This window comes from Pseudomonas sp. SDO5271_S396, assembly GCF_054071795.1.
Window position 1 is genome coordinate 1 of record NZ_JBSVWB010000035.1, and the last position, 23,969, is coordinate 23,969.

18 protein-coding genes and 1 pseudogene are annotated in these 23,969 nt (G+C 61.7%); 4 read left to right on the forward strand and 15 right to left on the reverse strand.

What is annotated here, in order from left to right:
* Positions 1-105: 105 nt before the first annotated feature.
* From ACW9IN_RS21285 to ACW9IN_RS21295, 3 genes are read right to left on the reverse strand one after another with little or no spacing between them, the layout of a single operon-like run.
* The gene (locus ACW9IN_RS21285; protein ID WP_457367668.1) at positions 106-273 is read right to left on the reverse strand and encodes a DUF2474 domain-containing protein; all 168 of its coding nucleotides are present in this window, start codon (positions 271-273) and stop codon (positions 106-108) included.
* Positions 274-285: 12 nt separating this feature from the next.
* Positions 286-1,293: a cytochrome d ubiquinol oxidase subunit II gene (gene cydB, locus ACW9IN_RS21290; protein ID WP_457367669.1), complete on the reverse strand. Its 1,008-nt coding sequence runs from the start codon at positions 1,291-1,293 to the stop codon at positions 286-288.
* A 1-nt stretch (position 1,294) separates the two neighbouring features.
* Positions 1,295-2,728, reverse strand: a complete 1,434-nt coding sequence (locus ACW9IN_RS21295; protein ID WP_457367670.1) for a cytochrome ubiquinol oxidase subunit I — start codon at positions 2,726-2,728, stop codon at positions 1,295-1,297.
* Between the two features lie 318 nt (positions 2,729-3,046).
* Between ACW9IN_RS21295 and ACW9IN_RS21300 the strand changes: the two genes are divergently transcribed.
* Entirely contained in the window at positions 3,047-4,285 is a 1,239-nt protein-coding gene (locus ACW9IN_RS21300) for an MFS transporter (protein ID WP_457367671.1), read from the forward strand.
* Between the two features lie 137 nt (positions 4,286-4,422).
* Entirely contained in the window at positions 4,423-6,894 is a 2,472-nt protein-coding gene (locus tag ACW9IN_RS21305; RefSeq protein ID WP_457367672.1) for a dermonecrotic toxin domain-containing protein, read from the forward strand.
* 77 nt (positions 6,895-6,971) lie between these two features.
* On the opposite strand, the gene ACW9IN_RS21310 is transcribed toward ACW9IN_RS21305, so the two are convergent.
* The 4 genes and pseudogenes from ACW9IN_RS21310 to ACW9IN_RS21325 all read right to left on the reverse strand — a co-directional run bounded on the left by ACW9IN_RS21310 (position 6,972) and on the right by ACW9IN_RS21325 (position 11,186).
* Complete coding sequence (locus ACW9IN_RS21310) at positions 6,972-9,155, reverse strand: xanthine dehydrogenase family protein molybdopterin-binding subunit (RefSeq protein WP_457367673.1); 2,184 nt, start codon at positions 9,153-9,155, stop codon at positions 6,972-6,974.
* Positions 9,152-10,140: pseudogene (locus tag ACW9IN_RS21315) on the reverse strand (FAD binding domain-containing protein). Before ACW9IN_RS21315 ends, ACW9IN_RS21310 begins: the two are co-directional and overlap by 4 nt.
* Positions 10,137-10,643, reverse strand: coding sequence for a (2Fe-2S)-binding protein (locus ACW9IN_RS21320; protein ID WP_457367674.1), 507 nt, complete (start codon positions 10,641-10,643; stop codon positions 10,137-10,139). The pseudogene ACW9IN_RS21315 and the gene ACW9IN_RS21320 overlap by 4 nt, the downstream one beginning before the upstream one ends.
* 96 nt (positions 10,644-10,739) lie before the next feature.
* Positions 10,740-11,186: a DUF4879 domain-containing protein gene (locus ACW9IN_RS21325; RefSeq protein ID WP_457367675.1), complete on the reverse strand. Its 447-nt coding sequence runs from the start codon at positions 11,184-11,186 to the stop codon at positions 10,740-10,742.
* A 173-nt stretch (positions 11,187-11,359) separates the two neighbouring features.
* Between ACW9IN_RS21325 and ACW9IN_RS21330 the strand changes: the two genes are divergently transcribed.
* Both ACW9IN_RS21330 and trmA read left to right on the forward strand, forming a co-directional pair.
* On the forward strand, positions 11,360-12,655 hold the full coding sequence (locus ACW9IN_RS21330) for an NCS2 family permease (RefSeq protein ID WP_457367676.1): 1,296 nt from the start codon (positions 11,360-11,362) through the stop codon (positions 12,653-12,655).
* Positions 12,652-13,731 carry a tRNA (uridine(54)-C5)-methyltransferase TrmA gene (gene trmA / locus ACW9IN_RS21335; RefSeq protein WP_457367677.1) on the forward strand — a complete coding sequence of 360 codons (1,080 nt, stop codon included), beginning with the start codon at positions 12,652-12,654 and terminating at the stop codon, positions 13,729-13,731. Before ACW9IN_RS21330 ends, trmA begins: the two co-directional genes overlap by 4 nt.
* On the opposite strand, the gene ACW9IN_RS21340 is transcribed toward trmA, so the two are convergent.
* From ACW9IN_RS21340 to ACW9IN_RS21375, 8 genes are all read right to left on the reverse strand, one after another.
* Positions 13,714-14,181 (reverse strand): DUF2442 domain-containing protein, encoded by a 468-nt coding sequence (locus ACW9IN_RS21340; protein WP_457367678.1) that lies wholly within the window; start codon positions 14,179-14,181, stop codon positions 13,714-13,716. The two genes, trmA and ACW9IN_RS21340, sit on opposite strands and share 18 nt — an antisense overlap.
* A complete protein-coding gene (locus tag ACW9IN_RS21345; protein ID WP_457367679.1) occupies positions 14,178-14,606 on the reverse strand; it encodes a DUF4160 domain-containing protein in 429 nt (142 codons plus the stop codon). Before ACW9IN_RS21345 ends, ACW9IN_RS21340 begins: the two co-directional genes overlap by 4 nt.
* 135 nt (positions 14,607-14,741) lie before the next feature.
* On the reverse strand, positions 14,742-16,070 hold the full coding sequence (locus ACW9IN_RS21350; RefSeq protein ID WP_457367680.1) for a TolC family outer membrane protein: 1,329 nt from the start codon (positions 16,068-16,070) through the stop codon (positions 14,742-14,744).
* The gene (locus ACW9IN_RS21355) at positions 16,067-17,392 is read right to left on the reverse strand and encodes an HlyD family type I secretion periplasmic adaptor subunit (RefSeq protein ID WP_457367681.1); all 1,326 of its coding nucleotides are present in this window, start codon (positions 17,390-17,392) and stop codon (positions 16,067-16,069) included. The genes ACW9IN_RS21350 and ACW9IN_RS21355 overlap by 4 nt, the downstream gene beginning before the upstream one ends.
* Complete coding sequence (locus tag ACW9IN_RS21360) at positions 17,389-19,131, reverse strand: type I secretion system permease/ATPase (protein WP_457367682.1); 1,743 nt, start codon at positions 19,129-19,131, stop codon at positions 17,389-17,391. The genes ACW9IN_RS21355 and ACW9IN_RS21360 overlap by 4 nt, the downstream gene beginning before the upstream one ends.
* A gap of 168 nt (positions 19,132-19,299) precedes the next feature.
* Positions 19,300-19,929: a heme acquisition protein HasA gene (locus ACW9IN_RS21365; protein WP_457367683.1), complete on the reverse strand. Its 630-nt coding sequence runs from the start codon at positions 19,927-19,929 to the stop codon at positions 19,300-19,302.
* Between the two features lie 103 nt (positions 19,930-20,032).
* A complete protein-coding gene (locus tag ACW9IN_RS21370) occupies positions 20,033-22,789 on the reverse strand; it encodes a TonB-dependent hemoglobin/transferrin/lactoferrin family receptor (RefSeq protein ID WP_457367684.1) in 2,757 nt (918 codons plus the stop codon).
* A 159-nt stretch (positions 22,790-22,948) separates the two neighbouring features.
* Positions 22,949-23,947, reverse strand: a complete 999-nt coding sequence (locus tag ACW9IN_RS21375; RefSeq protein WP_457367685.1) for a FecR family protein — start codon at positions 23,945-23,947, stop codon at positions 22,949-22,951.
* Between the last annotated feature and the right edge of the window lie 22 nt (positions 23,948-23,969).

Here is a 23,969-nt window from a genome sequence, read left to right on the forward strand (position 1 = left end):
TTACGGCGGGACTTTCACCCACAAGATTGCGCCCATGCTGGGCGCACATAAAAAAGCCCTTCGACAGAAGGGCTGAAAGCCGGGCCGCAAGGCCCGGATGGGATGTCAGTGGGTGGTCAGGCCCGCCGCGCTCATGAACATGCGCATCAGGCTGGCCACGATGAACAGGGCCAGCACGCTGCCAGTCCAGATCATCGCCAGCCACCCCAGGCGCCGCCACAGCGGTTGTTTCTCGGCCTGCTCGATCTCGCGCAACGACGGTTTGCCGGACATGTCACACCCCTCCTAGTGATAGCCGTCTTCGTGGGTCACCTTGCCGCGGAACACGTAGTAGCTCCAGAAGGTGTAGCCCAGGATGAACGGGATGATGAACAGCGTGCCCACCAGCATGAAGCCTTGGCTTTGCGGCGGCGCGGCGGCGTCCCAGATCGATACCGACGGCGGAATGATGTTCGGCCACAGGCTGATCCCCAGGCCGCTGTAGCCCAGGAAGATCAGCACCAGCGTCAGCAGGAACGGCGTGTAATGCGCATTGCGCGCCACCGCGCGGATCAACCCGTACATCGTCACCAGCACCAGGATCGGCACCGGCAGGAACCAGAACAGGTTAGGCAAGGTGAACCAGCGCGAGGCGATTTCCGGGTGCGTGAGCGGCGTCCAGATGCTGACAATGCCAATCACGGCCAGCACCACGAAGGCCAGCGGCCGCGCCAGGTCGTGCATTTTTTCCTGCAAGGGGCCTTCCGTCTTCATGATCAGCCAGGTGCAGCCCAGCAATGCATAGGCAACGATCAGCGCCACACCACAGAACATCGTGAATGGCGTAAGCCAGTCCAGCGAACCGCCGGCGAACTGGCGGTCCACCACCGGAATGCCATCGATAAAGGCCCCCAGCGCCACGCCCTGGAAGAAGGTGGCCGCCACGGAGCCGCCGATGAACGCCTTGTCCCACAGGTGACGCTTGTGGTCCTTGGCCTTGAAGCGGAACTCGAAGGCCACGCCGCGAAAGATCAGCCCGACCAGCATCAGGATCAGCGGCAGGTACAAGGCCGACAGCACCACCGAATAGGCCAGCGGAAACGCACCGAACAACGCCGCACCGCCCAGCACCAGCCAGGTTTCGTTACCGTCCCACACGGGAGCCACGGTGTTCATCATCACATCGCGGTCGGTCTTGCCCGGGATAAAGGGGAAGAGAATGCCGATGCCCAAGTCGAAGCCGTCCATGACCACATACATCATGATGCCGAAGATGATGATCACGGCCCAGATCAGCGGAAGATCAATACCCATCTCAATGCCCCTTGTGCTGAATGTGGTCGTCATCGCTGCCGTCATCGGCGGCCGACAACGGACGGGCCGGTGTACGTTTCTGGCCAGGACCGCCGTGGGTCGTCTCGGCGCCTTCGTGGGTCACGGGGCCTTTGCGTACCAGGCGCATCATGTAGCCCAGCCCCGCACCGAACAGCGCGAAGTACACCACCACGAACAGCACCAGGGTGATGGTCATCTGCGCCAGGCTATGCCCGGAGGACGCATCCGCCGTGCGCATCAAGCCGTAGACCACCCACGGTTGGCGGCCAATCTCGGTAGTGAACCAGCCGGCGAGAATCGCGATCAGGCCGGACGGGCCCATCCACAGTGCCAGGTACAGGAACGGCCTGGACGTGTACAACTTGTCGCCCTTGCGCAGCCACAGGCTGAACAGACCGGTAAAGATCATCAGGAAACCCAGGCCGACCATGACCCGGAACGACCAGAACACGATGGTGGAATTGGGCCGGTCTTCGGGCGGGAACTCCTTGAGGGCAGGCACCTGTTTGTCCAGGGAGTGGGTCAGGATCAGGCTGCCCAGGTAGGGGATTTCCACGGCGTATTTGGTTTTTTCAGCCTTCATGTCAGGCCAGCCGAACAGAATCAGCGGCGTCGGTTCGTTGCCGATGTTTTCCCAGTGGCCTTCGATCGCGGCGATTTTCGCCGGCTGGTGCTTCAAGGTATTGAGCCCGTGAAAGTCACCGATCACCGCCTGGATGGGCGCAACGATCAGGGCCATCCACATCGCCATCGACAGCATCTTGCGGATGGCCGGGTTGTCCTTGCCGCGCAGCAAATGCCAGGCCGCCGAGGAACCGACGAAGAACGCCGTGGCCACGAAGGCCGCCGTAGCCATGTGGGCCAGGCGATACGGGAACGAGGGGTTGAAGACCACTGCCAGCCAATCGGTCGGAATCACGCGCCCATCGATGATTTCGAAGCCTTGTGGCGTCTGCATCCAGCTGTTGGACGACAGGATCCAGAACGTGGAGATCAACGTGCCCACGGCCACCATCACCGTAGAAAAGAAGTGCAGCTTGCGCCCCACCTTGTTCCACCCGAACAGCATCACCCCCAGGAAGCCGGCTTCGAGGAAGAAGGCCGTGAGTACTTCATACGTAAGAAGCGGGCCGGTGACGGCGCCGGCGAAGTCCGAAAAGCGGCTCCAGTTGGTGCCGAACTGATAGGCCATGACCAGGCCGGAGACCACGCCCATGCCGAAGTTGACGGCAAAGATCTTCGACCAGAAATGGTAGAGATCACGGTAGGTGTCGTTGTGGGTCTTGAGCCACAGGCCTTCCAGCACCGCCAGGTAACTGGCCAGGCCGATGGTGATCGCCGGGAACAGGATGTGGAAAGAGATGGTGAACGCGAATTGAATTCGGGCGAGATCTAGCGCCTCCAAACCGAACATAAGTCTTCCTCTGTCAGGTAATACCGGCTGCTGGCTGGGAGCCTGCACCCACTGCCCCCACGGATATGGAGTGTGGCGAATTTCAATTCGTTTCTTTTTTTGCCAACCACGTAGGGAATCAGGCCTTAGGGCCGCCAGGGCAACGCCCGTGAAGGTGTTGATCTGGATCAAGCATTGCTGAAAGAGTAGTCCCATTTTGAACGCAGGACTGTGTGGTCTTTTGCCGCGTGACAGGCTGCCTCAGCTCAGTTGTTGCAACCATCTGTTACAACTTAATGATAATCTCGGCGCTCCCTCCGGCCCTGACCCGAACTTCCGATGCCTAGTGAACCCGCGTTGCTGTTGCGTCACCACCGCCCTTTCATCGCGTTCTGGCTGGCACGCATCTTCACCGCCAGCGGTTTCCAGATGCTCACCGTGGCGATTGGCTGGAACCTCTACCAGTTGACCGGCAACGTGCTGGACCTGGGCCTGGTCGGCCTGGTGGAGTTCGTGCCGCGCGTCTTGTTCATGCTGCACACCGGGCATGTGGCCGACCGCTATGAACGACGCAAGGTCGCGGCCATCTGCCAGACCGTGCAGGCCTTGATCGCCCTGTCACTGGCCATCGGCGGCCTGACCGGCAGCGTGACCCGCGAGATGATCTTCATCCTCGCCTTCCTGCTGGGTGCCGCACGCTCCTTCGAAATGCCCACCACCCAGGCCCTGCTCCCGAGCATCGTGCCCAGTGCGTTGTTCCCGCGCGCGGTGGCATCGTCCCAATCGGCGCAACAACTGGCAACCATCGTCGCCCCGGCCCTGGGCGGCTTGCTCTATGCGTTCGGCAGCGTGTGGGTGTATGGCCCGACGGTGGCGTTGTACCTTATCGCCTGCGTGCTGACGCTCAACCTGCCTGCGCGCCAGACCCCGCTCAACAAAGGCAAAGCCACTCTGGATTCGCTGCTGGCCGGCATTCGTTTCATCCGCAGCCGCCCGGATATTCTCGGTGCCATCTCCCTGGACCTGTTCGCTGTGCTGCTGGGCGGTGCCACCGCGCTGTTGCCGGTATTTGCCAAGGACATTCTGCTGACCGGCGCCTGGGGCCTGGGCCTGCTGCGTTCGGCACCGGCGGTGGGCGCGTTGCTGATGTCGTTGTGGCTGGCACGGTTCTCGGTCGACCGTCATGTGGGCCGTGTGATGTTCACCGCCGTCGGGGTGTTCGGCGTCGCGACCATCGCGTTCGGCCTGTCCACCTCGTTCTGGTTTTCCCTCGCCGTACTGGTGGTGCTGGGCGCCGCAGACATGATCAGCATGGTCATCCGTGCGTCCTTCGTGCAGTTGGAAACGCCGGATGAAATGCGCGGGCGGGTCAGTGCCGTCAACGGCCTGTTCATCGGCGCGTCCAACCAGTTGGGCGAGTTCGAATCCGGCATCACCGCCCACTGGTTCGGCACCGTGCCCGCCGTGGTCATGGGCGGGATCGGTACGCTGGTGGTCACCGGGGTCTGGATCAAACTGTTTCCGACCCTGGCCAATCGGGACCGGATGCATGTGCCGGCCGAGGAGGCGCGCGCTTAAGCAGCGCGCCCGCCGAATCAGTTTTTCCCACCTATCAATGGAACGAATTCTCACGTCGAAATCACTCAAGGGTTACACCAACGCTGGAACCTTCCTGCGATTGGCGAACCCCTTCGACCTACTTTCGGCAGATGAAGATGAGCATCCCCGGTGTTTCCAGGCAAACCGTATCCCCTCCACTCTCTCCAGCCTCGTCTTGGGACAGGCCCAACAGTAGCTACACACTGAAGACCTCTCTCGATCGATTCACGCAGAGCATCACCACCGACCTGAACGCCGGGAACATGCCCCCCGGCGTCAACGACATGGTCGACGCCGTGCGGTGGCCGCGCACCCGAGGCCTGCCTTCCGTGCAGGTCAAGACATTTGCCGTCGACGGGGTCCAGGCCACGGACATCATCTTCATACAGCGTGTACCCTCAGTGCCCGCCGGCCCCAATATCGTGCTGTATGTTCCACAGGACGATGGGCGCTCGTTTCAGTCGTTCAATTCCCTTGCAGAAATGAATGCCTGGCTGAAAGCGCAGGCCGGTGACCCCAAGCAACTCGAGTCCTTCAGCCAGCACTTTGCCGAGGGTGGCTCACCTGCCAGGACCCAACGGGTCACAGATACCCTGACCCGGTTCAAAAACAACGACATCAACGCTGTCGCAGGCCCGTATGCCACTGAAGGCAACGATATTTTTGCGCGACTGGATCAGGGCAACTCCGCGCCCCCCACATCGGTCAATGGCTTGACCGATCTCAAGCACGAAAGCACTTCCCCGGATGGGCGGGAGCTTTACTCCGGGCGACGCGCAGATGGCGAAAAGGTACTGTTTGAATACGACGCCTACGGCAATCTGCTGGGCCAAGATAAAAAGCAGCAGTTTTACTTCGTTAAGAACGGCTTGAACCAGCACCTGCCGCTGGTGCCGATGACGGCCAGCGAATTCAAAAGCAAGGTTCAGAATGAAGCGGCGAGCAATGTCGAAGCGGACGACATCCGAGGGTTCTACGAAGAACTGCTCAAGCACCTTGAACACCCTTTTTCCGGGCTGGGCGAAGCGTTGCAAGTGTTCGGTGTGGATAAAAACACGGCCAACACCGTGGAGCGCTACTTCGATAACCCTTTGAGCGCGCTGTTGCTGGATCTCAATCAGAATAATCACATTGGCAAGGTCTTCGGGGTCGACAAAACGACCATGGACTCTGTGCTTGGTACGATCGGTGATTCAGGCCAGGGATTTGTTCCCGTCTATGGGCAAGCCAGGGGCTTGGGTACTTTGCTGGCGAAGGCTCTTCGCAATGAGCCACTTTCGGACGATGAGATCAGCAGCCTGGCCGACAATCTTGCCTTGAAACCCGACAGTCCAGCCCGTAGAAATCTGGTCAAGCCGAAGGCTGTTCCGGCACTCACACCCAAGGCTGCCGCCGAAAAACCTGCCCTCGACACCCGTCCGGTTGAAACAGCCCCTGCCGCCCCGCCGTCAGAGACGCCCAACCAGCCCGAACCGGAAGTCAATCGTCTGCGCCCCTCACAATGGGGCCGGATCAGCCAATTTGCGGTGGAAGGCGGCGAGCAATTGATCACAGGCGTCACTCCAAACGCCCATGGCATCTACCAAGTCAACGGCAGCTCCGGCGAAAGCCGCTGGTTCATTCGACTCACCGACGAACAAAGTACCGGGCACGTCCATGAAATAGACGGCCGGTTCAAACTGCGTGATGGCTACGTTCAGGTTATCGACCCTTCGACCAAAAAACCGCTCATGACCGTCCACTCTGATGGCCAAGGAGGCTGGCAGCCGGCCAAAGGCAACGGCGGCATAAAACTGCCTTGGCAGTCGGCCAAGCCATCCTTTGAGCCCGGTGCCTATGACTATCCCGCCCCCGGAGAGCCTTCGTCATCGAAAATAAAGGACCAGATTGATAAAAAGCTGAAAGCGGATGCCAACGCCTATCACAAATCCGCGAAAACCAAGCCAAGGCCTGTTCTTGCCGATCTGCCTAAAAATGCCTCGCCCAAAGAGGTGATTGACACTGTCTACGGGAAATCCTCCGGCATGATCCTTGGCGAGGATCATTCCCAGCCCGCTGGCGTGCAGTTTTTGATTGATAACGCAGGCGAGTTCGAGAGGAACAAGGTGACCACCTTGTATTCGGAAGGGTTCGATCACTCGCTTCAACCCGACCTGGACCACTTTTTCGAAACAGGCAAGTTTTCGCCCGCCCTGAGTAACAATCTGAAGCTCATTGACCGCGCTCATGCCGGCCACGGTCGCTACACCAACAGAGAACTGCTGTTGACGATGCGAAAACATGGCATACGGGTCAAAGCTATCGATGTGCCCTCCGTGGAGCCCAAGACCACCCGCCTTAAAAACATGAACTATTACGCAAGCAATGTCATTAATGCTGACCAGGCCAACCAACCACAGGGCAAATGGGTTGCAAGGGTTGGCAGCGATCATGTGTTCAACTACGACAACGAGCCACCTGTTCGAGGTATGTCTCAACTGACGGGCGCAACGGGCGTCTCCATCGATGAAGCGCCGCCAACCAAGGAGACCGCTGTGACACAGTCTCGAGACAAAACAGAACTCTACATCGACCTGAAACAGCCTTAATAGCAGGTGGGAATCACCGAATCTGGCGAAGCCAGAAATTCGATGGTCCCCTTCCGACGCACATCAGCGCGACGTTTTCACAGCACCTTATCCAGGGTAATGGGAAAATCCCGCACCCGTTTGCCAGTGGCGTGATACACCGCATTCGCCACCGCGGCTGCCACGCCGACGATGCCGATTTCGCCCACGCCCTTTGAACCGAGGGCGTTGACGATCTCGTCATGTTCCTCGACGAAAACCACATCTATGTCGCCGATATCGGCATTCACCGGGATGTGATATTCAGCCAGGCTGTGGTTCATGACACGTCCCAGTTGATGGTCGGTCTGGGTTTCTTCGTGCAGGGCCATGCCGATGCCCCACACCACGCCGCCGAGGATCTGGCTGCGCGCCATCTTGGGGTTGACCACGCGCCCGGCGGCAATCGCGCTGACCACCCGGCTGACCTCGACAGTGCCCAGGTCTTCATCCACCCGCACTTCGACAAACACGGCTGAATGAGTGGCCGTGGAGTATGCCTTGCGTTTTTTGTCCGGTTTGCTATCGACCTGTACTTCCACCGCGCCCTTGCCGCCGTCCTTGACCAGTTGCGCCAACGACACCCGGACATCACCGGCATGCAGTTGGCCGTCTTCGAAACGCACCGATTGGGCGTCCTTGAAGACCGGGTAAGTCTCGCGGGCGATGGCCAGCAGTTGGGCGGTCAACGCTTCGCATGCTTGCTGCACGGCGGTGCCGACGGATGAGACGGTAAACGAGCCGCCCTGCAACGGCGCGGTCGGCAAGGACGAGTCGCCTAGCACAAACACCACGTCCTCAACGGGCACGCCACTGGCCTGCGCAGCAATCTGGGTCATGACCGTGTACGTGCCGGTGCCGATGTCGGTGGTGGCGCTGCTGACGGTCAGCTTGCCCTCTGCGTCGAGGCTGGCCCTGGCGCTGGCCTTCATTTGCATGGCTTCCCACACACCGCCGGCCATGCCCCAGCCGATCAGGTGGCGACCGTCGCGCATGCTGCGTGGTTCGGGGTTGCGCTGGTCCCAGCCGAAACGCTCGGCACCTTCGCGGTAACACTCGCGCAGGGCTTTGCTCGACCAGGGTTTGTCTTCGTTCTGGTTGCGTTCGGCGTAATTGATCAGGCGCAGTTGCACCGGGTCCATGCCCAGCGCGCACGCCAATTCGTCCATGGCGCACTCCAGGCCGATCACGCCGAGGGCGGCGCCCGGTGCGCGCATGTCCAACGGGGTAAAGACATCCAGCGGCACCAGGTTGTAGGTCAGTTGCACGTTGTCGCAGTGATAGAGCATGCCGCTCCATTCCACCACATGCTCGCTGAAATCCTCGAAGCGTGAGGTCTGGCCGATGGCCGTGTGTCCCAAGGCCAGCAGCCGACCGTTCGCCGCCGCGCCCATCTGCAAGCGCTGCAAGGTGCGCGGGCGATAACCGAAGGTGAACATTTGCTGGCGCGTCAGCGTGACGCGCACCGAACGCTTGAGTGCCAGCGCGGCCATCACCGCCAATGGCAGTTGATACTGCGGGCGCAGGCCGGAGCCAAAGGCCCCGCCGACAAACGCGGCAAAAATACGCACTTGGTGTTTATCCAGGCCGAACACTTTTTGCACATACGCCTGACAGTTCTGCGGGCCCTGGGTCTTGTCATGGATATGCAGCGTGCCGTCCGGTTGATACAACACCGTGCTGGCATGGGGCTCCATCGGGTTGTGATGCTCACTGGGGGTGCTGTAGTGCAAGTCCAGGCGAACGGCGGCATCAGCCCATTGAGCCTGAAAGTTGCCGCGCGGCGCGGGCGGCGTCTGCGGCGAGGCATGGGCGTGTTCCTGCTGCGCCGCCAGGTCGGTGTCGAAGGTTTCGGGGGCGTACTCGATGGTCACCAGGGAGCCGGCATGCCGCGCCAACTCCAGATTATCGGCGACCACCAGCGCCAGAGGCTGGCCGCTGTACAGCACGCGGTCGTTGTACAACGGGCGAAACGGCGAGCCGTCCGCCGCATCGGCATCAGCGAAGGCATCATCGTAGCTGGCGATATTCGGGTGGTTGAGATGATCGAGCACCGTGACCACGCCCGGCAGCGCCAGGGCCTTGGAAGCGTCGATCCTGAGCACCCGTCCTTTGGCGATGGTGCTGGATACCACACTGCCATGCAGCAGTTGCGCATCGGGAAACTCACCGGCGTAGCGTGCGCGGCCGGTGACCTTGAGCAGACCGTCCACCCGGTCCAGAGGCTTGCCAAGGGTGGTCATGGGCGTTCTCCTGCGACCGCCGCGTCGCTCAGCGCACGGATGACCGCGCGGCGTGCCAATTTGATCTTGAACCCGTTGTGCGCCAAGGGTTCGGCGTCTTGTAACAGGCTGTCGGCGGCGTGGCTGAAGGTTTCTCGGCTCACCGCCTGGCCAATCAGCGCGGCTTCCACCGCACGATCACGCCAGGGTTTGTGGGCCACACCGCCAAGGGCCAGGCGCGCGTCGACGATGCGGTCGCCCTCCAATTCAAGGGCGGCGGAACGGACACCAGCGCAAAGGCGTAAGAGGCGCGATCGCGAATTTTCAGGTAGTGGCTGTGACGCGCCAGATGGTCGGCGGGCAATTCGATGGCGGTGATCAGCTCATCATCAGCCAGCAGGTTATCGCGTTGCGGCGCATCGCCCGGCAGGCGATGGAAGTCGGCGAACTCAATGACCCTGGCCCCGCCTCGCCCCTCGACATGCACTCGCGCGTCCAGCGCCGCCAAGGCGACACACATGTCCGAAGGGTGGGTAGCGACGCACTGGTCACTGGCGCCGAAGATTGCGTGAATGCGGTTCAGACCGCTGCGCGCCGGGCAACCACTGCCGGGCTCGCGCTTGTTGCATGGCACGCTGGCATCGTAGAAGTAGTAACAACGGGTGCGCTGCAACAGGTTGCCGCCGGTACTGGCCATATTGCGCAGTTGCGGTGACGCCCCGGCGAGAATCGCCTGGGACAGCAATGGGTAGCGCTGTTCGATAAGCGGGTGCCAGGCCAGATCGGCGTTGCTCACCAACGCGCCAATCAACAGGCCGCCCTCGGCGGTTTCCCGAAGGTCATGCAGCGGCAGGCCGGTGATGTCGATGAGATGTTCAGGGCGGCTGATGTTTTCTTTCATCAGGTCCAACAGGTTGGTGCCGCCGGCGATAAAACGCGATGTCGCGCTGCTCAGGTGCACGGCCTCATTCACGTCAGCGGGCTTGCTGTAATGGAACGGGTTCATTGCTCGCCTCCCAGCACATCCTCGATGGCATCGCGAATATTGCTGTAGGCCCCGCACCGACACAGGTTACCGCTCATGCGCTCCCGGAGCTGCGCGACGTCATCGGTACGCCCTTCATTGATCAGGCCGACGGCGGAGCAGATTTGACCGGGGGTGCAATAACCGCACTGGAACGCGTCGTGCCGGATAAAGGCTTGCTGCATGGGGTGGAGCGCATCACCGTTGGCCAGGCCTTCGATGGTGGTCAGCTCCGCGCCATCGCACATCACCGCCAGGGTCAGGCAGGCATTGACCCGTTTGCCGTCGCGCAACACGGTACAGGCGCCGCACTGGCCGTGGTCGCAACCTTTTTTGCTGCCGACCAGGTCAAGCTGTTCACGCAACAGGTCCAGCAAGGTAGTCCAGGGCAATACCTTCAGATGGCGGGCCTGACCGTTGAGGGTCAGGTGGATCGAGTGACTGACGAACGGCTGGACCGCCGCGCCATTGGGGGTCGCGCTCATAAACACCTCACGGGTTGGTGTACGTCCGCGGCGTTCAGGAAAGTCGCCGTCTCAGGGGTACGACTTCCCGGGGTATCGAGCGTTCAAAGGGATTGATCAGCGGATGTTGAACTGGGTGCTGAGCGTGTTGCGCGGAGGGTTGATCGACGAATTGCTGTATTCGAACCACCCCGGGGCTTCGACATTCAGACTGAACACATAGATGTAGCCCATCAGGGTGCCTGCGCCGTTGCACACCTGGCTGATGTTGCCCACCTGGCACACAGGGGTGCGCGTGCCGTCCAGCTCGGCGCCGTCGAAGCGCCCCATCGGGTTGTTGCCCAGGCCGACTTCCATCACCGAAACCTGGGTGGGCCCACGGTGTGTGCACATCTGCGTGCTTTGCGCACGCTCGGGGATAATTTCCTTGCACACTGCCGACTCGACCTTGACCACGCGCACCTCGCTCAAGGGCGGTGCAGTCGCGCCCCAGGCCGGTGCTGCCCCGAGCAACAGGCTGATACAGGGGATCAGAGCTAGACTCCACGGGCTGGCGTTTTTCATGTTGCAGTCGACCTTCGTTTAAACGTCGGCGCAGTATGCCTCATGGTCTCTGCTGCTGGTATGATGCGCCGCTTTTTCCGAACCTCTCTGAAACCACAGGCGCTTGGCGCAGTTTGTGCTTTGACTTAGAGGTCAACAAATAACGACGCCACAGAGCGTCACAGGGAGCAGGCATGCTGGAAAAGCTGTTTCAACTCAAGGCACACAACACCAACGTGCGCACCGAGATTCTCGCGGGCGTCACCACCTTCCTGGCCATGGCCTACATCCTGTTCGTGAACCCGAGCATCCTCGGCGAGACCGGCATGGACAAGGGCGCGGTGTTTGTCGCCACCTGCCTGGCAGCGGCCATTGGTTCGACCGTGATGGGCCTGATCGCCAACTACCCGATCGCCCTCGCGCCGGGCATGGGTCTCAACGCCTTCTTTACCTACACCGTGGTGCTGCACATGGGCCACACCTGGCAGGTGGCGCTGGGTGCGGTGTTCATTTCGGCCGTGCTGTTCTTCCTGCTGTCGATCTTCCGCATCCGTGAGTGGATCATCAACAGCATCCCCCTGCCCCTGCGCTCGGCGATTGCCGCCGGTATCGGCCTGTTCCTGGCGCTGATCGCACTGCACAACGCCGGTATCGTGGTCAGCAACCCGGCCACCATGGTGGGCCTGGGGGACCTGAAACAACCGGCGCCGATCCTCGCCACCCTCGGTTTCGCGCTGATCGTCGCGCTGGAAGCCCTGGCCGTGCGCGGCGCAGTGCTGATCGGCATCCTCGCGGTGACTATCGTCTCCATCGCCCTGGGCTTCACCCCGTTCGGCGGCGTGACCTCGATGCCACCGTCCCTGGCGCCGACCTTCTTGCAACTGGATATCAAAGGCGCGCTGGATATCGGCCTGGTCAGCGTGATCTTCGCCTTCCTGTTCGTTGATTTGTTCGACAACTCCGGCACCCTGATCGGCGTGGCCAAGCGCGCCGGCCTGATGGGCAAGGACGGGCACATGCCGAAAATGGGCCGTGCACTGATCGCCGACAGCACCGCCGCCATGGCCGGTTCCCTGCTGGGCACCTCGACCACCACCAGCTACATCGAATCGGCTGCTGGCGTAAGCGCCGGTGGCCGTACCGGCCTCACCGCCATCGTGGTCGCGATCCTGTTCCTGCTGGCGCTGTTCTTCTCGCCGCTGGCCGCCAGCGTTCCGGCTTTTGCCACCGCTCCGGCACTGCTGTTTGTAGCAGTGCTGATGACTTCGGGCCTGGCAGAAATTGACTGGGATGACATCACCGTTGCAGCGCCGGTGGTGATCACCGCCCTGGCGATGCCCTTCACTTACTCCATCGCCAACGGCATCGCCTTCGGTTTCATCGCCTGGACCGCCATCAAGCTGCTTTCGGGCCGCTACCGTGAGCTGAACCCGGCGCTGGTGATTCTGTCGATTCTGTTCGTGATCAAGCTGGGCTGGTTCAACGCATGACTTTTGACGCCGCACGCTACACCGCACAACTGCAAGACAAGGTCACGCGCCTGCGTGACCTGCTGGCACCGTTCGATGCCCCCGAGCCGCAAGTGTTCGACTCGCCGCTGCAGCACTTTCGCCTGCGCGCGGAGTTCCGCCTGTGGCGCGAGGGCGGTGAGCGCCATTACGCGATGTTCTCCCAGGACGACAAACGCACGCCGATCCTGATCGAAGACTTCCCCATCGCAAGCACCCGCATCAACCAGTTGATGCCGCGACTCAAAGCTGCCTGGCAAGCCAGTGCCGCCCTGAGTCACAAGCTGTTCCAGGTGGAGTTTCTGACTACCCTGGCGGGCGACGCGATGATCACCCTGTGCTATCACCGCCCACTGGACGAGCATTGGCACGTCGCCGCTAACCAGCTGGCGACTGACTTGAACGTGAGCATCATCGGCCGCTCCAAGGGCAAGCGCGATGTGATCGGCCACGACTACGTCGTGGAAAAGCTCGAAGTCGGTGGCCGCACGTTCAGCTATCGCCAACCCGAAGGCGCCTTCACCCAGCCCAACGGCACGGTGAACCAGAAGATGCTCAACTGGGCATATGAAGCACTGGGCGATCGCCCGGATGACTTGCTGGAGCTGTACTGCGGCAATGGCAATTTCACCCTGCCTCTGGCCACTCGGGTGCGCAGGGTGCTGGCCACTGAAATCAGCAAGACGTCAGTCAATGCGGCCCTCAGCAATCTCGATGAAAACGCGGTGGAAAACGTCACGCTGGTGCGCCTGTCTGCCGAAGAACTCACCGAAGCGCTGAATGAAGTGCGACCGTTCCGCCGCCTGCACGGCATCGACCTGAAGAGCTACGAATTCGGCAGCGTGTTCGTCGACCCGCCCCGCGCCGGCATGGACCCGGACACCTGCGAACTGACCCGGCGCTTCGACAACATCCTGTACATCTCCTGCAACCCGGAGACATTGGCGGCGAACATTGCGCAATTGCATGACACGCACACAATCACCAAGTGTGCGATGTTTGATCAATTCCCGTGGACGCACCATATGGAATCCGGCGTGTTACTGACTCGGCGGTAACTCAGCGTCCTCCGGCTCCTTCTTGCGCGGCCGTCCACCCTTCTTGCCATTGGCGCGGGCGGCGGCGGCTTTGGCGGCGCTGCGCTTGCGGCCGTTGCGCGAGGCGACCAGGCTCACGGCCAAGTCCATCAGAGGCTTGCTTGTGGCAATCAGACCCGTGACCGAAACATCCAGGTCCTGGGGTTCACAGCACAGCGCCTTGCCGCCAAAGCCGACTTCCAGTTGCTCAAAATCCTCCAAGGAAAACCCATCGAACTCGGGCAGGCCAGTCACCGGCAGTACCACGCGACTGCCGTCGCTGAAGCCGATGGAAATACAGTTGTCTTCATAACGCACCGAGCTGGCGCGGGCATAAAGGTGCCGTGTCTTGCGCCCTCGGGCTATCGCCTTTTCGACGTCGGCCTCAGTGAGCGGTTTATCGGGTACGGCTTTGGCTTTTACGATTTTCATAAATCAATCCCCACGGAGTCTGGTGCTCTCACCAGATTCAAAATTGTCCGTTGCGCTACAACATCGTGCCTGGCGCTTGCGATGACATGGACTCCACGTCGGATAACCAACCCTGGTACCAACTCACTGGCCTCCCAATCCCAGGAATGATTCTCCAGGCAGACCGTTTGCAAGTAGTCCCACCAGATCCTGCGTGCCCGCGCCAGGTAATGCCGCTGCATGATGGCCCCGCGTATGTCTTTCAACACCGCCATGGGTGGCGACCTCCGCTCGGGCGCCACGTCCCACAACTCCACGTCCCCATCCAGGAAACTGAAACGAAAACGGGCATCCCAATCGTTCCCCCTGACATGCACATGGGGCGGGCAATGCTCATCCCTGATAAACACCGAAATCACATATCCCTTGTAAGCGCCTACTCTCATCGTAACCCATCCGTTAGGTTATTTTCCGCCAGGTAACAATTTTCCCCAGTCACCCGACAACCGGCTCCTGCTTCCCGAAGCTGTTTCACAGATTAGTCAGCACAAAAAACCCGGCGAATGCCGGGTTGTAACCACTCATGCCGAGGGCTGGAAATACCCTGCCAGCGCCCGCAGGTCCTGCTCGCTCAGCAACCCCGCGTAATACTTCAGCTGAATGCGCGCCAGCAAATATGCATGCCGCGCATTCGCCAGGTCGCGGCGGGCGGTGAACAGTTGTTGCTCGGCGTCCAGCACGTCGAGGTTGACGCGCTCACCGCCGGTGACGCTCTTGCGGGTGGCGGCCACCAGCGCCGTCGCCGAACTGACAGCCATTTCATAGGCGCGTACTTTGGCCGCGCCACTGGTGTTGAGGTTGAACTGTTTGCGCAACTCCACCAGCGTGGCCGAGGTTTGCGCGTCCAACTCGTATTGGGCCTGGGACAGCTGGTTCGCCGCCTGGCGCGTGGACGCCGACACCGAGCCACCGGCGAACAGCGGCAGGCTTACTTGAATGCCCACGCTGTTGGTGTCGTACTTCTGGTTGTAGCTGCTTTCCGAGTCGGAGCTGGTCTGGCGACTGCTGGCGTAGAGGCTGACCTTGGGTAAATGGCCGGCGCGTTTGCGCTCCACTTCATAGGACGCCACGTCCAGCGCGTGGTGCTGGGATTTCAGCTCCGGGTTATTGGCCATGGCCAGTTCGCGCCAGGCTTCGAAACGGTTGGGTTGCAGCGGCGCGACGTCGAACTGACGGGTCAGCGGCACCAGCGCTTCGATCTGCAAGGGTTGACCGACGATGGCTTCCAGCTCGCGCAAGGCGCTGTCCTGGGCATCCAGCGACTCGATTTCTTCTGCCTGGGCCAGGCTCAAGCGCGCCTGGGTTTCCAGCACGTCGGTGCGTGTGCCTTCACCCCCCTTGAGCAAGCGATCGTTGAGTTGCAGGCGCTCGGCCAGGGCGCGTTTCTGCGCACGGCTCAGTTCGATGCGTTCCTGGGCCAGCAGCGCCTGGCTGTAGGCACTGAGCACCCGCACCGCCAGTTCCTGGCTCTTGCCGCGAAAACGCTCATCGGCCATCAGCGCCTGGGCAGTGCCCTGACGAAAACGTGCGTACGCCTCGTAATCCAGCAGGGGCTGTTGCAGGGTCAGGGTCGAGGCATAGCTGCGGTAATCGCGGTCAGTGCTGACATTGCCCACGGCGGTACTCTGGGTCACCTCGGACTCGTTGCGCGAGTTGTTGTAGCTCCAAGACAGGTTCGGCAACAACGCCGAACGACCGATCACGCGGTTCTCTTCGCCGGCCTCACGCTCCTGAATCGCCGCCTGAAACGTCGGATCATTGCGCAGGGCAAGGTCATAGGCGTCCATCAATCCCAAGGCGCTTGCGGTCGGTGCCACACCCAGACACAGGGTAAAAAACAACGCCTTCATTCTTCCACCAGCGCCATGTGGGTACGATCCAGCAACGGTTTGAACAAGTAGTTGAGCATCGAGCGCTCCCCCGTCTTGACGAAGGTTTCCACCGGCATGCCCGGGCGGATCTGCACGCCGTCGAGTTGCTGCATGCCCGCCACGCTGACCTGGGCGCGCAGCATGTAATAAGGCTCTTCGGTGCGCTCATCCACCTGGCGGTCCGCCGACACCAGCGTGACCTCACCCGCCACCCGGGGCGTGGTGGCCTGGTTGAACGCGGAGAACAGCAGTTCCACCGGCAGGCCCGGGTGAACCTTGTCGACCAACTGCACCGGCACCCGCGCTTCCACCAACAGCGGTTCGCCCTGGGGCACGATGTCCATCAGCGCCTGGCCGGGCTTGATCACCCCGCCTTCGGTGTACACATCCAGCCCCACGACGACCCCGGACGCCGGCGCGCGTACCAGGCTGTTGGCCAGTTCGAACTCGGCCGAGGCCAGGCGATTGCGCAGGTCATCGCTGCGCGTGCGGGTCTCGGCCAACTGGCTGCGCAGGTCTTTCTGGAAGTCTTCGCCAAGCTGGCGGATGCGCAGGCGCAGCTCCAGCACCTGGCGCTGCAATTGGCCGATGCGGCCAAAATCCTCGGCGATGGTGCCGTCGACCTGGGCGTACAGCCGCTCGCTGTCGAGCAAGCGATTGCGCGGGATGTAGCCATCGCGCGCCAACTCGCGCAGACCTTGCAATTGCTCGCTCAAGGCCGCGCGCTGCTGGACCTTGCTGGCCTGGGAGTCCCGCGTGCCACGCAACTGCGCCTCGGCGCCGGCGATGGTTTCGCGCAGGCCTTGTTGCTCGGTGGCCAGTGCCTGGGCGCGGCTGCTGAACAGCTGGCGTTGCAGGTTCAGGGTGCTCGCCGCCTCCGGATCGTTGAGCAGTTCGGGCCCGAACGCGATCGCCGACAAGCCTTCGCTTTCCGCACTCAAGCGCGCTTCGCTGGCCAGTGACGCCAGGTACTGACTGCGCAAGGATTGCATCTGCCCACGCAACGGGGTTTCCTTCAGGCGCAGCAACACTTGACCAGCCTTGACCGCCTCACCATCACGTACCTCGATGCGTTCGACGATCCCGCCGGCCGGGTGCTGCACGGTCTTGCGATGGCCCGACACCATGACCTTGCCCGACACCGCCACGCCCTTGTCCAGAGGCGCCAGCGCCGCCCAGCCGAGGAACCCGGCAAAACCGCCGAGTACCAGCAGCCAGCCCAGGCGCGAATACTTTTTGTCATCCAGCGCCAGCACGTTGTTCGACGCTTCGCTGATCAACACCGGTCTGCTCGGATTCATGCCTGTTTTCCCTCACCAAGGCGATAGCTCATGCTCAGGGTCGACACCGGTTTGGTCGCCGGTGCAGCGGGTTTCTGCCGCACTTCAAGCACCCGCGCCGTCGGGCCGAACGCCTGCAACTGGCCGTCCTTGAGGATCAGCAACTGGTCGGTCAAGGTCAGCACATTGGGTTTGTGCGTGATCAGGATCAGGGTGCGGCGCTGCTGCTTGAGTTGGGCGATGGCCTGGAGCAGCGCTTGCTCGCCCGCCTCGTCAAGGTTGGCGTTGGGCTCGTCCAGCACGATCAGCGCGGGCAGGCCGTACAGCGCACGCGCCAGCGCCACGCGTTGTTTCTGGCCACCGGACAGTCCCGCCCCGCCCTCCCCCAGTTGGGTGTCGTAGCCCTGGGGCAGTTGCAGGATCAGTTCGTGCACACCGGCCATTTGCGCGGCGGCGAGGACTTTGTCCGCCTCCACTTCGGCAAAGCGCGCGATGTTTTGCGCGATGCTGCCGGCAAACAGTTGGATGTCCTGAGGCAGGTAGCCGATATGCGGGCCGAGTTGCTGTTTGTCCCACTGGGCAAGGTCCGCGCCGTCCAGTCGCACCTTGCCGGCCAGTGGTGCCCAGGCGCCCACCAGCACGCGGGCCAACGTGGATTTGCCGCAGCCCGACGGGCCGATCACTCCCAGCACATCGCCGGCCGGCAGACTGAAACCCAGGTTGGCCAACGCCGGTCGGCGGCTGCCGGGCGCGCAGGCGCTGACCTGCTCGACACTCAACTGGCCCTTGGGCGTGGGCAAGCTCATGCGCAGCGGGCGTGCCGGGTTCACCGCCAGCAACTCCGACAAACGCTCGTAGGCCAGGCGCGCCGAGCCCCATTGCTTCCATACGCCGATCAACTGGTCGATGGGCGTGAGCACGCGGCCCATCAGGATCGAACCGGCGATCATCATGCCCGGGGTGATATCCCCCTGCACCGCCAGCAACGCGCCCAGCCCCAGCACCAGCGACTGCAACGCCAGACGCACGCCTTTGGACCAGGCGGTGACCGCCGCGGTCTTTTCACTGGCCAGGTTCTGCTGCGCAAGAAATGCCTGGTGCTGGCCGAACCAACGCGCACGCAAGGTGCCGAGCATGCCCATGGCTTCGATGGTATCGGCATTGCGCAGGTTAGCCGTGGCCTGCTGACTGGCGCTGATGGACAGCTGGCTGGCCTGGGCCATCGGCGCCTGACTGACGTGATGGTTGACCCACGCCAACGCGATCAGTACCACCGCGCCACCCAGGGCGAGCAGACCGAGCCAGGGGTGGAACAGGAAGATCACCAGCAGGTACACCGGAAACCACGGCGCATCGAAAAACGCGAACAGCGCCTGCCCGGTGGCGAACTGGCGCAAGGTGGTCAGGTCGTGCAACGCCTGGCCGGCGGCCTGGGTGCCGCCTTTGAGTTGCGCCTCGAACGCGGCGTCGTACACCCGCTGGTTCAGGCGCATGTCCATCTGCGTGCCGAGGCGGATCACCACCTGGCTGCGCACCCATTCCAGCGCGCCCATCAGGCCGAACAGGCCGAGGATCATCAGCGTCAGCATCAGCAGGGTCATCTGATTGCCCGAGGCCAGCACCCGGTCGTACACCTGCAGCATGTACAACGCCGGGGCCAGCATCAGCAGGTTGATCACCGCCGAGAACAGGCCGATGTTGAAGAAGCCACTTTTATAGGCCGTGAGGGCGGCCAGGGTTTCGTTGCCGGCGTGGCGCATCTGGGGATTCTCAAAGGGTTGAGCGTGCAGTGTCGTTGCGTTGACAGGTGAAACGACGCTGCTCAGAATTCGGCACCGCCGTCGCTTGAAGAGTTAGAAGGCTTGAGCGACGACGGTGTAATACGGCGAATGGGAGAGTGATCTTCCATTCGCTTTTTTCATGCTGCGTCAGGCCGCGAGTGCGAAGTCCTGCGCTACATCCTGCACACCCACCAGCGCCACATCGGCGGTGGTCGAGGACGCTGCGTGAGCCGCAAGACCCGCAGAGATTTCGTCGAAGGTGCTGGCGGTGGAGAGGCTGGAGTCGATGGCGCCCAGCAGTTCGTTGAGCACGCCTTCCAGTGCGCTGGTGTTGCCTTGCATCAAGCCGTAGATCACGCTTTGAACTTCGTTGCCGGTGCGGCCCGCGCCTTCCGCGGCGAACAGGTCGAGACCGTTGAAGGCCACCTTGTAGGCGCTCAGGTCAAAATCACTGCCGTTGCCGCCGCTAAGGCCGGTGCCCAGCTCGACGTTATCCAGGTTGCCCCACAGGTAGTGGTTCAGGTTGCTGCTGGCAGGCAACAGTGGATTGAACACATAGTGCAGGCCGTTGCTGGTGTTGCTGTCGGCGATGAACGCGTAGTCGGAATTGTTGGCGCCATGGGTCGAATACTGATCGCCACTGAAGGTGCCATTGCTGAAACCGCCAGTATTACCGGTGCCATGGCCTGCCGTGGCAAAACCCAGAGCCCAGTCCGACAGGTAGTCAGACAGCGAAGTAGTGCCCAGGTACGACTCGTAGCTAACAGAAATAGTCATCACTAAACCTCGTTATAAACAGCGCTAGTATCAGTACGCAGATGCGCACTTTTTGCCCAACCCTGGGCAAAACCGTGATTGATCCGGGGCCTCGGCCTCGGTATCAGAATTTGTATTCGAGCATCCCGCTCAACGTCCGCCCGCGAGCCAGGCTGAGGTTGTTGGCATCGCCCATGGCCACGAAGTAGGCCTCGTCGGTGGCGTTCTCCAGTGCCAGGGCGATGTTCAATTGATCGGTCATCCAGTAACTGGCGTAGACGTCATAGACGGTGTATTTGGGCCACACGGCCTGGTCGATGAACTGATAGCCCTGGTTGTTCAGGTTTTCCCCATTACCGGAGCTGTAGCGAACACGCACACCGGTATCCAGGCGCTTGTCCAGAAAGCGCGCGCCCAGCGTCAGCGACCCGCGATCAGCCGGGGTGTAGGTGGCATTCCCCATGATGCGGCCGCAGCTTTCCTTGGCATTGGCGACATCGTCATCCAGCACTTCATACCGAGTGACCGGACGGAACCCGATGGTGCCGTTGGGGCGGGTGAACTGTTCGATAACGGTGGTGGTAGGACCGGCCTTCTTGGCGCCGCCCAGGTAGTAGTTCTTCGAGCAGAACTCGTTGCTGCCGATCATGTGGGTGTAGCTGAGGTTGGTATACGCCCGCCCCATGTCGTAGTTCAGTTGATACTCAAGCCCCCTGAACCGCGTGTCATTGAGGTTGTTGGTGTACGCCATGATCCCGTTGAAGCCGCCCACGGACGTCTCCGGCAGGCTCACGCTGGTGTTGAGAAAGGTGAAGTTCTTAATCTTCGTATCGAAATACGCCACCTTGATGCCCAGCCGGTCATCGTTGAAGAACAACGATTCCTTGAACACATTCATCCCCACTTCCCAATCACGGGACTCTTCAGGCTTGAGGTAAGGGTTGGGGAATACCCGCTCGCCCGTGCCACCACCATGGGGTCGGCCGGTCATGAAGGTTTCGGTGACGGCCGGCGGACGCCAGCCCTTGCCCCAGCGGGTATAGAGTTGCAGCCAGTCGACGCCGGGCTTGATGCCCACACCAAAGGTTGGCGAAAAGCGCCCTTCCTCACGGTCGATGTCGAAAATGTCCTCGACGCGCCGGGCCGGCGTGCTGCTGGTGTAAAAACGATCGCGCTTGTAGAGCGTCATTCCCGTAACGCCTTCCAGTCGGTAGCGGTCGTAACGCAGCCCTGCATCCACGGTCAGCCAATCGTCGTATTCGTATTGCAGATTGTTGAAGAGACTGGCGATGGTGCGCTTGCCTTCCGGGTCGGCACTGGGGGTGTAGGGCAATGATCCGGTCGCGAGGACATTGCTCGACTCAACTTTATTGGTTCTGGGCTTGAAGGTGTCCTGATACATCTCCAGGCCATAGTTCCAGCTCAAGTGGCCCCCTGCGCCCATGTCGAAGCGCGCGGTGTTTTCCCCTTGCAGGCCCCAGGTGTCGGTCTGGAAATGGTCGGTGTAGGGCGCGAAGTAGTTGCCCGAACTCAGCGACGCCACATTGGGCGCATTGGCCCGGTCCAGCTGGGTGGTGACGTAATAGAGCTTGGCCTTGAAGTCGATCAGCGGGTTGTCCGGGCTGTAGCTGTAGTCCAGCGCGACGTTTTTTGCGTTGAGATTGTTTTTGCTGGTGCGCAGGTAATAGGTGCTCAGCAGGTCATCGGCGATGTAGCCCCAGGAATCGTTGCTGTCGGTGTCGCTTTCCAGGTAGCTCAACTGCACGCGCTGGTCGTTGGGCAGGTTCAGGCCGAACTTGACGATCTGCGAGCGGGTCACGCTGCCGGTGTCACCGACTTCGCTGTTCAACCAGTCGTCGAAGGCCGCCGGGGCGTATTTCCTGGCGCGCAGATTGGTGCCGAGGTTTTTGTCATTGTGGGTGCCGCCGCGATAGTTGCCGAAATGCCGCTCGCTGTAGCCCAGCAATACATCACCACGTTCATCGCCAAAGGCGAACACGCCGCTGCCGTTGAAGTTTGTGCCGTTGCCCAGCTCACCGATGCCGCTGCCGGCACGAACCCGTCCGCCGTAGGGTTTGCCGTCCTTGAGAAACTCGCTGGCGTCGAGGGTCTTGAACGACGCGATACCGCCCAACACCGCCGCGCCGCCCTGCCCCGACTGGCTGCCCTTGTCGATCTCGATGCTGGAGATGAACTCCGGGTCGATCAGCATCGTGCCGTTGCGTTGCTGGTGGCCGTTGACGTTGAAGTTCTGGCGCATGCCGTCGATGTTCATGTTCACGCGGCCATAGTCCTGCACCCCGCGAATGTTCACGGACAGGCCGGGGTCGCGTTGATCGACGGCGGTGTAGACGCCCGCGGTTTCCTCCAGCATATCGGCGGCGTGACGGGGCGGGCGTTTATCGATCATGTCACGGCTGATCACCGCCACCGACTTTGGGCTCTGGTACACCCAGTCACTGGCCTGGCCGTTGCTGCTGCCGGTGATGGTTGTGGTGCCCACGGTCATGGCGTCGTCATGCTCGGCGTTGACCCGATTGAGGGTAACCTGACGCTCGCCGGTGAAGCGGAACTCCACCGGCGCCCCGCCGAGCAATCGGCCAAGACCTTCCTGCACGCTGAAACGCCCCTTGAGCGGGGTGCTGCTCAATCCTTGCAGACGCTGGCTGTCGAACAACACTTGCAGGCCTGCCTGATCGGCGAACGCCAGCACGGCACTGCCCAGGGCTTGCGCAGGGATATCGAACATCAGCATGGCGGGCTGGGCAGCACCGACCTGAGGCTGCGCGGCATACACCGGGGTCGTTGCGACGAACAGACCCAGGTGAATGGCCAGGGCTAACCGGCTACCGGTGATACGCCCCTTGGTGAGTGCTGACATTTCTGATTTTCCCTGCGCCAAGCGGTTTTTGTTTATGCGAATGCTTCTCACCTAGCAAGACGTACGAGGCGCGGGAAGTCAGTAAGACTTTTTTCAAGGTTTTTAAAATAAGGGGAGATTGGCGATGACAGGAGCCGGCATGCGGCTCCCGTCAGCAGATCAATAAATCAGGCTGAGGCCCGCAAGATCCAGGCGTTGCACCTGAAGCTCGCGGGTTAGTGTCACGAGTGCGCTGTCGAGCATGTCGAGGCGGAACACACCGCTGACCTCACGATCACCCAGCGCCGAGTCGGCCAGCACCACGCGTCCGGGACGATAGCGATTGAGTTGTTCGATGACTTTGGCCAGTGGCTGGCGATCGAAGATCAACACGCCGCGCCGCCAACTGGTGGCACGCTCCACGTCGAACTGATCCATCGGCACCACACCTTCCTGAGGGCTGTAGCGCGCGGCCTGGCCCTCTTTGAGTACCCGCTCGGAAGGGCCTTTTTTTGCCGGCGCCTGCATCGTGACTTCAACACTGTGTTGCAGCACGCCGACCCAGGCCTGGCGATCCTCTTCACGCTCCACCACAAAGCGCGTGCCCAAAGCTCGCGTTTGCCCGCCGGCACTCTGCACCACGAACGGGCGGGTTTCCTCACCCGCCCTCGGCGCCACGTCAAAGATCGCCGAGCCTTGCAACAGACTGATGCGCCGCTGTGCGCCGTCGAAATCCAGCCGGATTGCACTGGCGGAATCCAGCTCCACCTTGCTGCCATCGGCCAGGTGCACCGTGCGTACTTCGCCTTTCTGCGTGACGTAATCGGCCTGCCACTGCAACAGCGCGTCCGGCCCGCGCAGCCAGCCAACCCCCGTGAGCACCACCACCAGCGCGACAGCCGCTGCACGTTGCCAGGGCCTGCGTCGCCTGGCGCGGCGCGCGGGCAACGGCGCCGAGGTCGGGCGCTGGCGATGTAGCGGTTCATCCTTGTATACGTCACCCAGCGCCGACCAAGTCTGTTCGGCGAACCGCAATGCCGCCTCGTGACGACTGTCGCAGGCGATCCAGTGCTGCAGCTCGGCCTGCTCCTGTTCGGTCAGGGCACCGGCGTGCAGGCGCACCGCCCACTCGGCCGCCGCCTCGGTAATGCTGTGCTGTTGCGGACCCTGGCTATTCACGTGTGCATCTCGAATTTTTCGT

What these genes read in the sequence shown, in the direction of transcription:
- ACW9IN_RS21285 (WP_457367668.1), bottom strand. Translation starts at nt 273, where the DNA reads ATGTCCGGCAAACCGTCGTTGCGCGAGATCGAGCAGGCCGAGAAACAA.
- cydB (WP_457367669.1), bottom strand. Translation starts at nt 1,293, where the DNA reads ATGGGTATTGATCTTCCGCTGATCTGGGCCGTGATCATCATCTTCGGC.
- ACW9IN_RS21295 (WP_457367670.1), bottom strand. Translation starts at nt 2,728, where the DNA reads ATGTTCGGTTTGGAGGCGCTAGATCTCGCCCGAATTCAATTCGCGTTC.
- ACW9IN_RS21300 (WP_457367671.1), top strand. Translation starts at nt 3,047, where the DNA reads ATGCCTAGTGAACCCGCGTTGCTGTTGCGTCACCACCGCCCTTTCATC.
- ACW9IN_RS21305 (WP_457367672.1), top strand. Translation starts at nt 4,423, where the DNA reads ATGAGCATCCCCGGTGTTTCCAGGCAAACCGTATCCCCTCCACTCTCT.
- ACW9IN_RS21310 (WP_457367673.1), bottom strand. Translation starts at nt 9,155, where the DNA reads ATGACCACCCTTGGCAAGCCTCTGGACCGGGTGGACGGTCTGCTCAAG.
- ACW9IN_RS21320 (WP_457367674.1), bottom strand. Translation starts at nt 10,643, where the DNA reads ATGAGCGCGACCCCCAATGGCGCGGCGGTCCAGCCGTTCGTCAGTCAC.
- ACW9IN_RS21325 (WP_457367675.1), bottom strand. Translation starts at nt 11,186, where the DNA reads ATGAAAAACGCCAGCCCGTGGAGTCTAGCTCTGATCCCCTGTATCAGC.
- ACW9IN_RS21330 (WP_457367676.1), top strand. Translation starts at nt 11,360, where the DNA reads ATGCTGGAAAAGCTGTTTCAACTCAAGGCACACAACACCAACGTGCGC.
- trmA (WP_457367677.1), top strand. Translation starts at nt 12,652, where the DNA reads ATGACTTTTGACGCCGCACGCTACACCGCACAACTGCAAGACAAGGTC.
- ACW9IN_RS21340 (WP_457367678.1), bottom strand. Translation starts at nt 14,181, where the DNA reads ATGAAAATCGTAAAAGCCAAAGCCGTACCCGATAAACCGCTCACTGAG.
- ACW9IN_RS21345 (WP_457367679.1), bottom strand. Translation starts at nt 14,606, where the DNA reads ATGAGAGTAGGCGCTTACAAGGGATATGTGATTTCGGTGTTTATCAGG.
- ACW9IN_RS21350 (WP_457367680.1), bottom strand. Translation starts at nt 16,070, where the DNA reads ATGAAGGCGTTGTTTTTTACCCTGTGTCTGGGTGTGGCACCGACCGCA.
- ACW9IN_RS21355 (WP_457367681.1), bottom strand. Translation starts at nt 17,392, where the DNA reads ATGAATCCGAGCAGACCGGTGTTGATCAGCGAAGCGTCGAACAACGTG.
- ACW9IN_RS21360 (WP_457367682.1), bottom strand. Translation starts at nt 19,131, where the DNA reads ATGCGCCACGCCGGCAACGAAACCCTGGCCGCCCTCACGGCCTATAAA.
- ACW9IN_RS21365 (WP_457367683.1), bottom strand. Translation starts at nt 19,929, where the DNA reads ATGACTATTTCTGTTAGCTACGAGTCGTACCTGGGCACTACTTCGCTG.
- ACW9IN_RS21370 (WP_457367684.1), bottom strand. Translation starts at nt 22,789, where the DNA reads ATGTCAGCACTCACCAAGGGGCGTATCACCGGTAGCCGGTTAGCCCTG.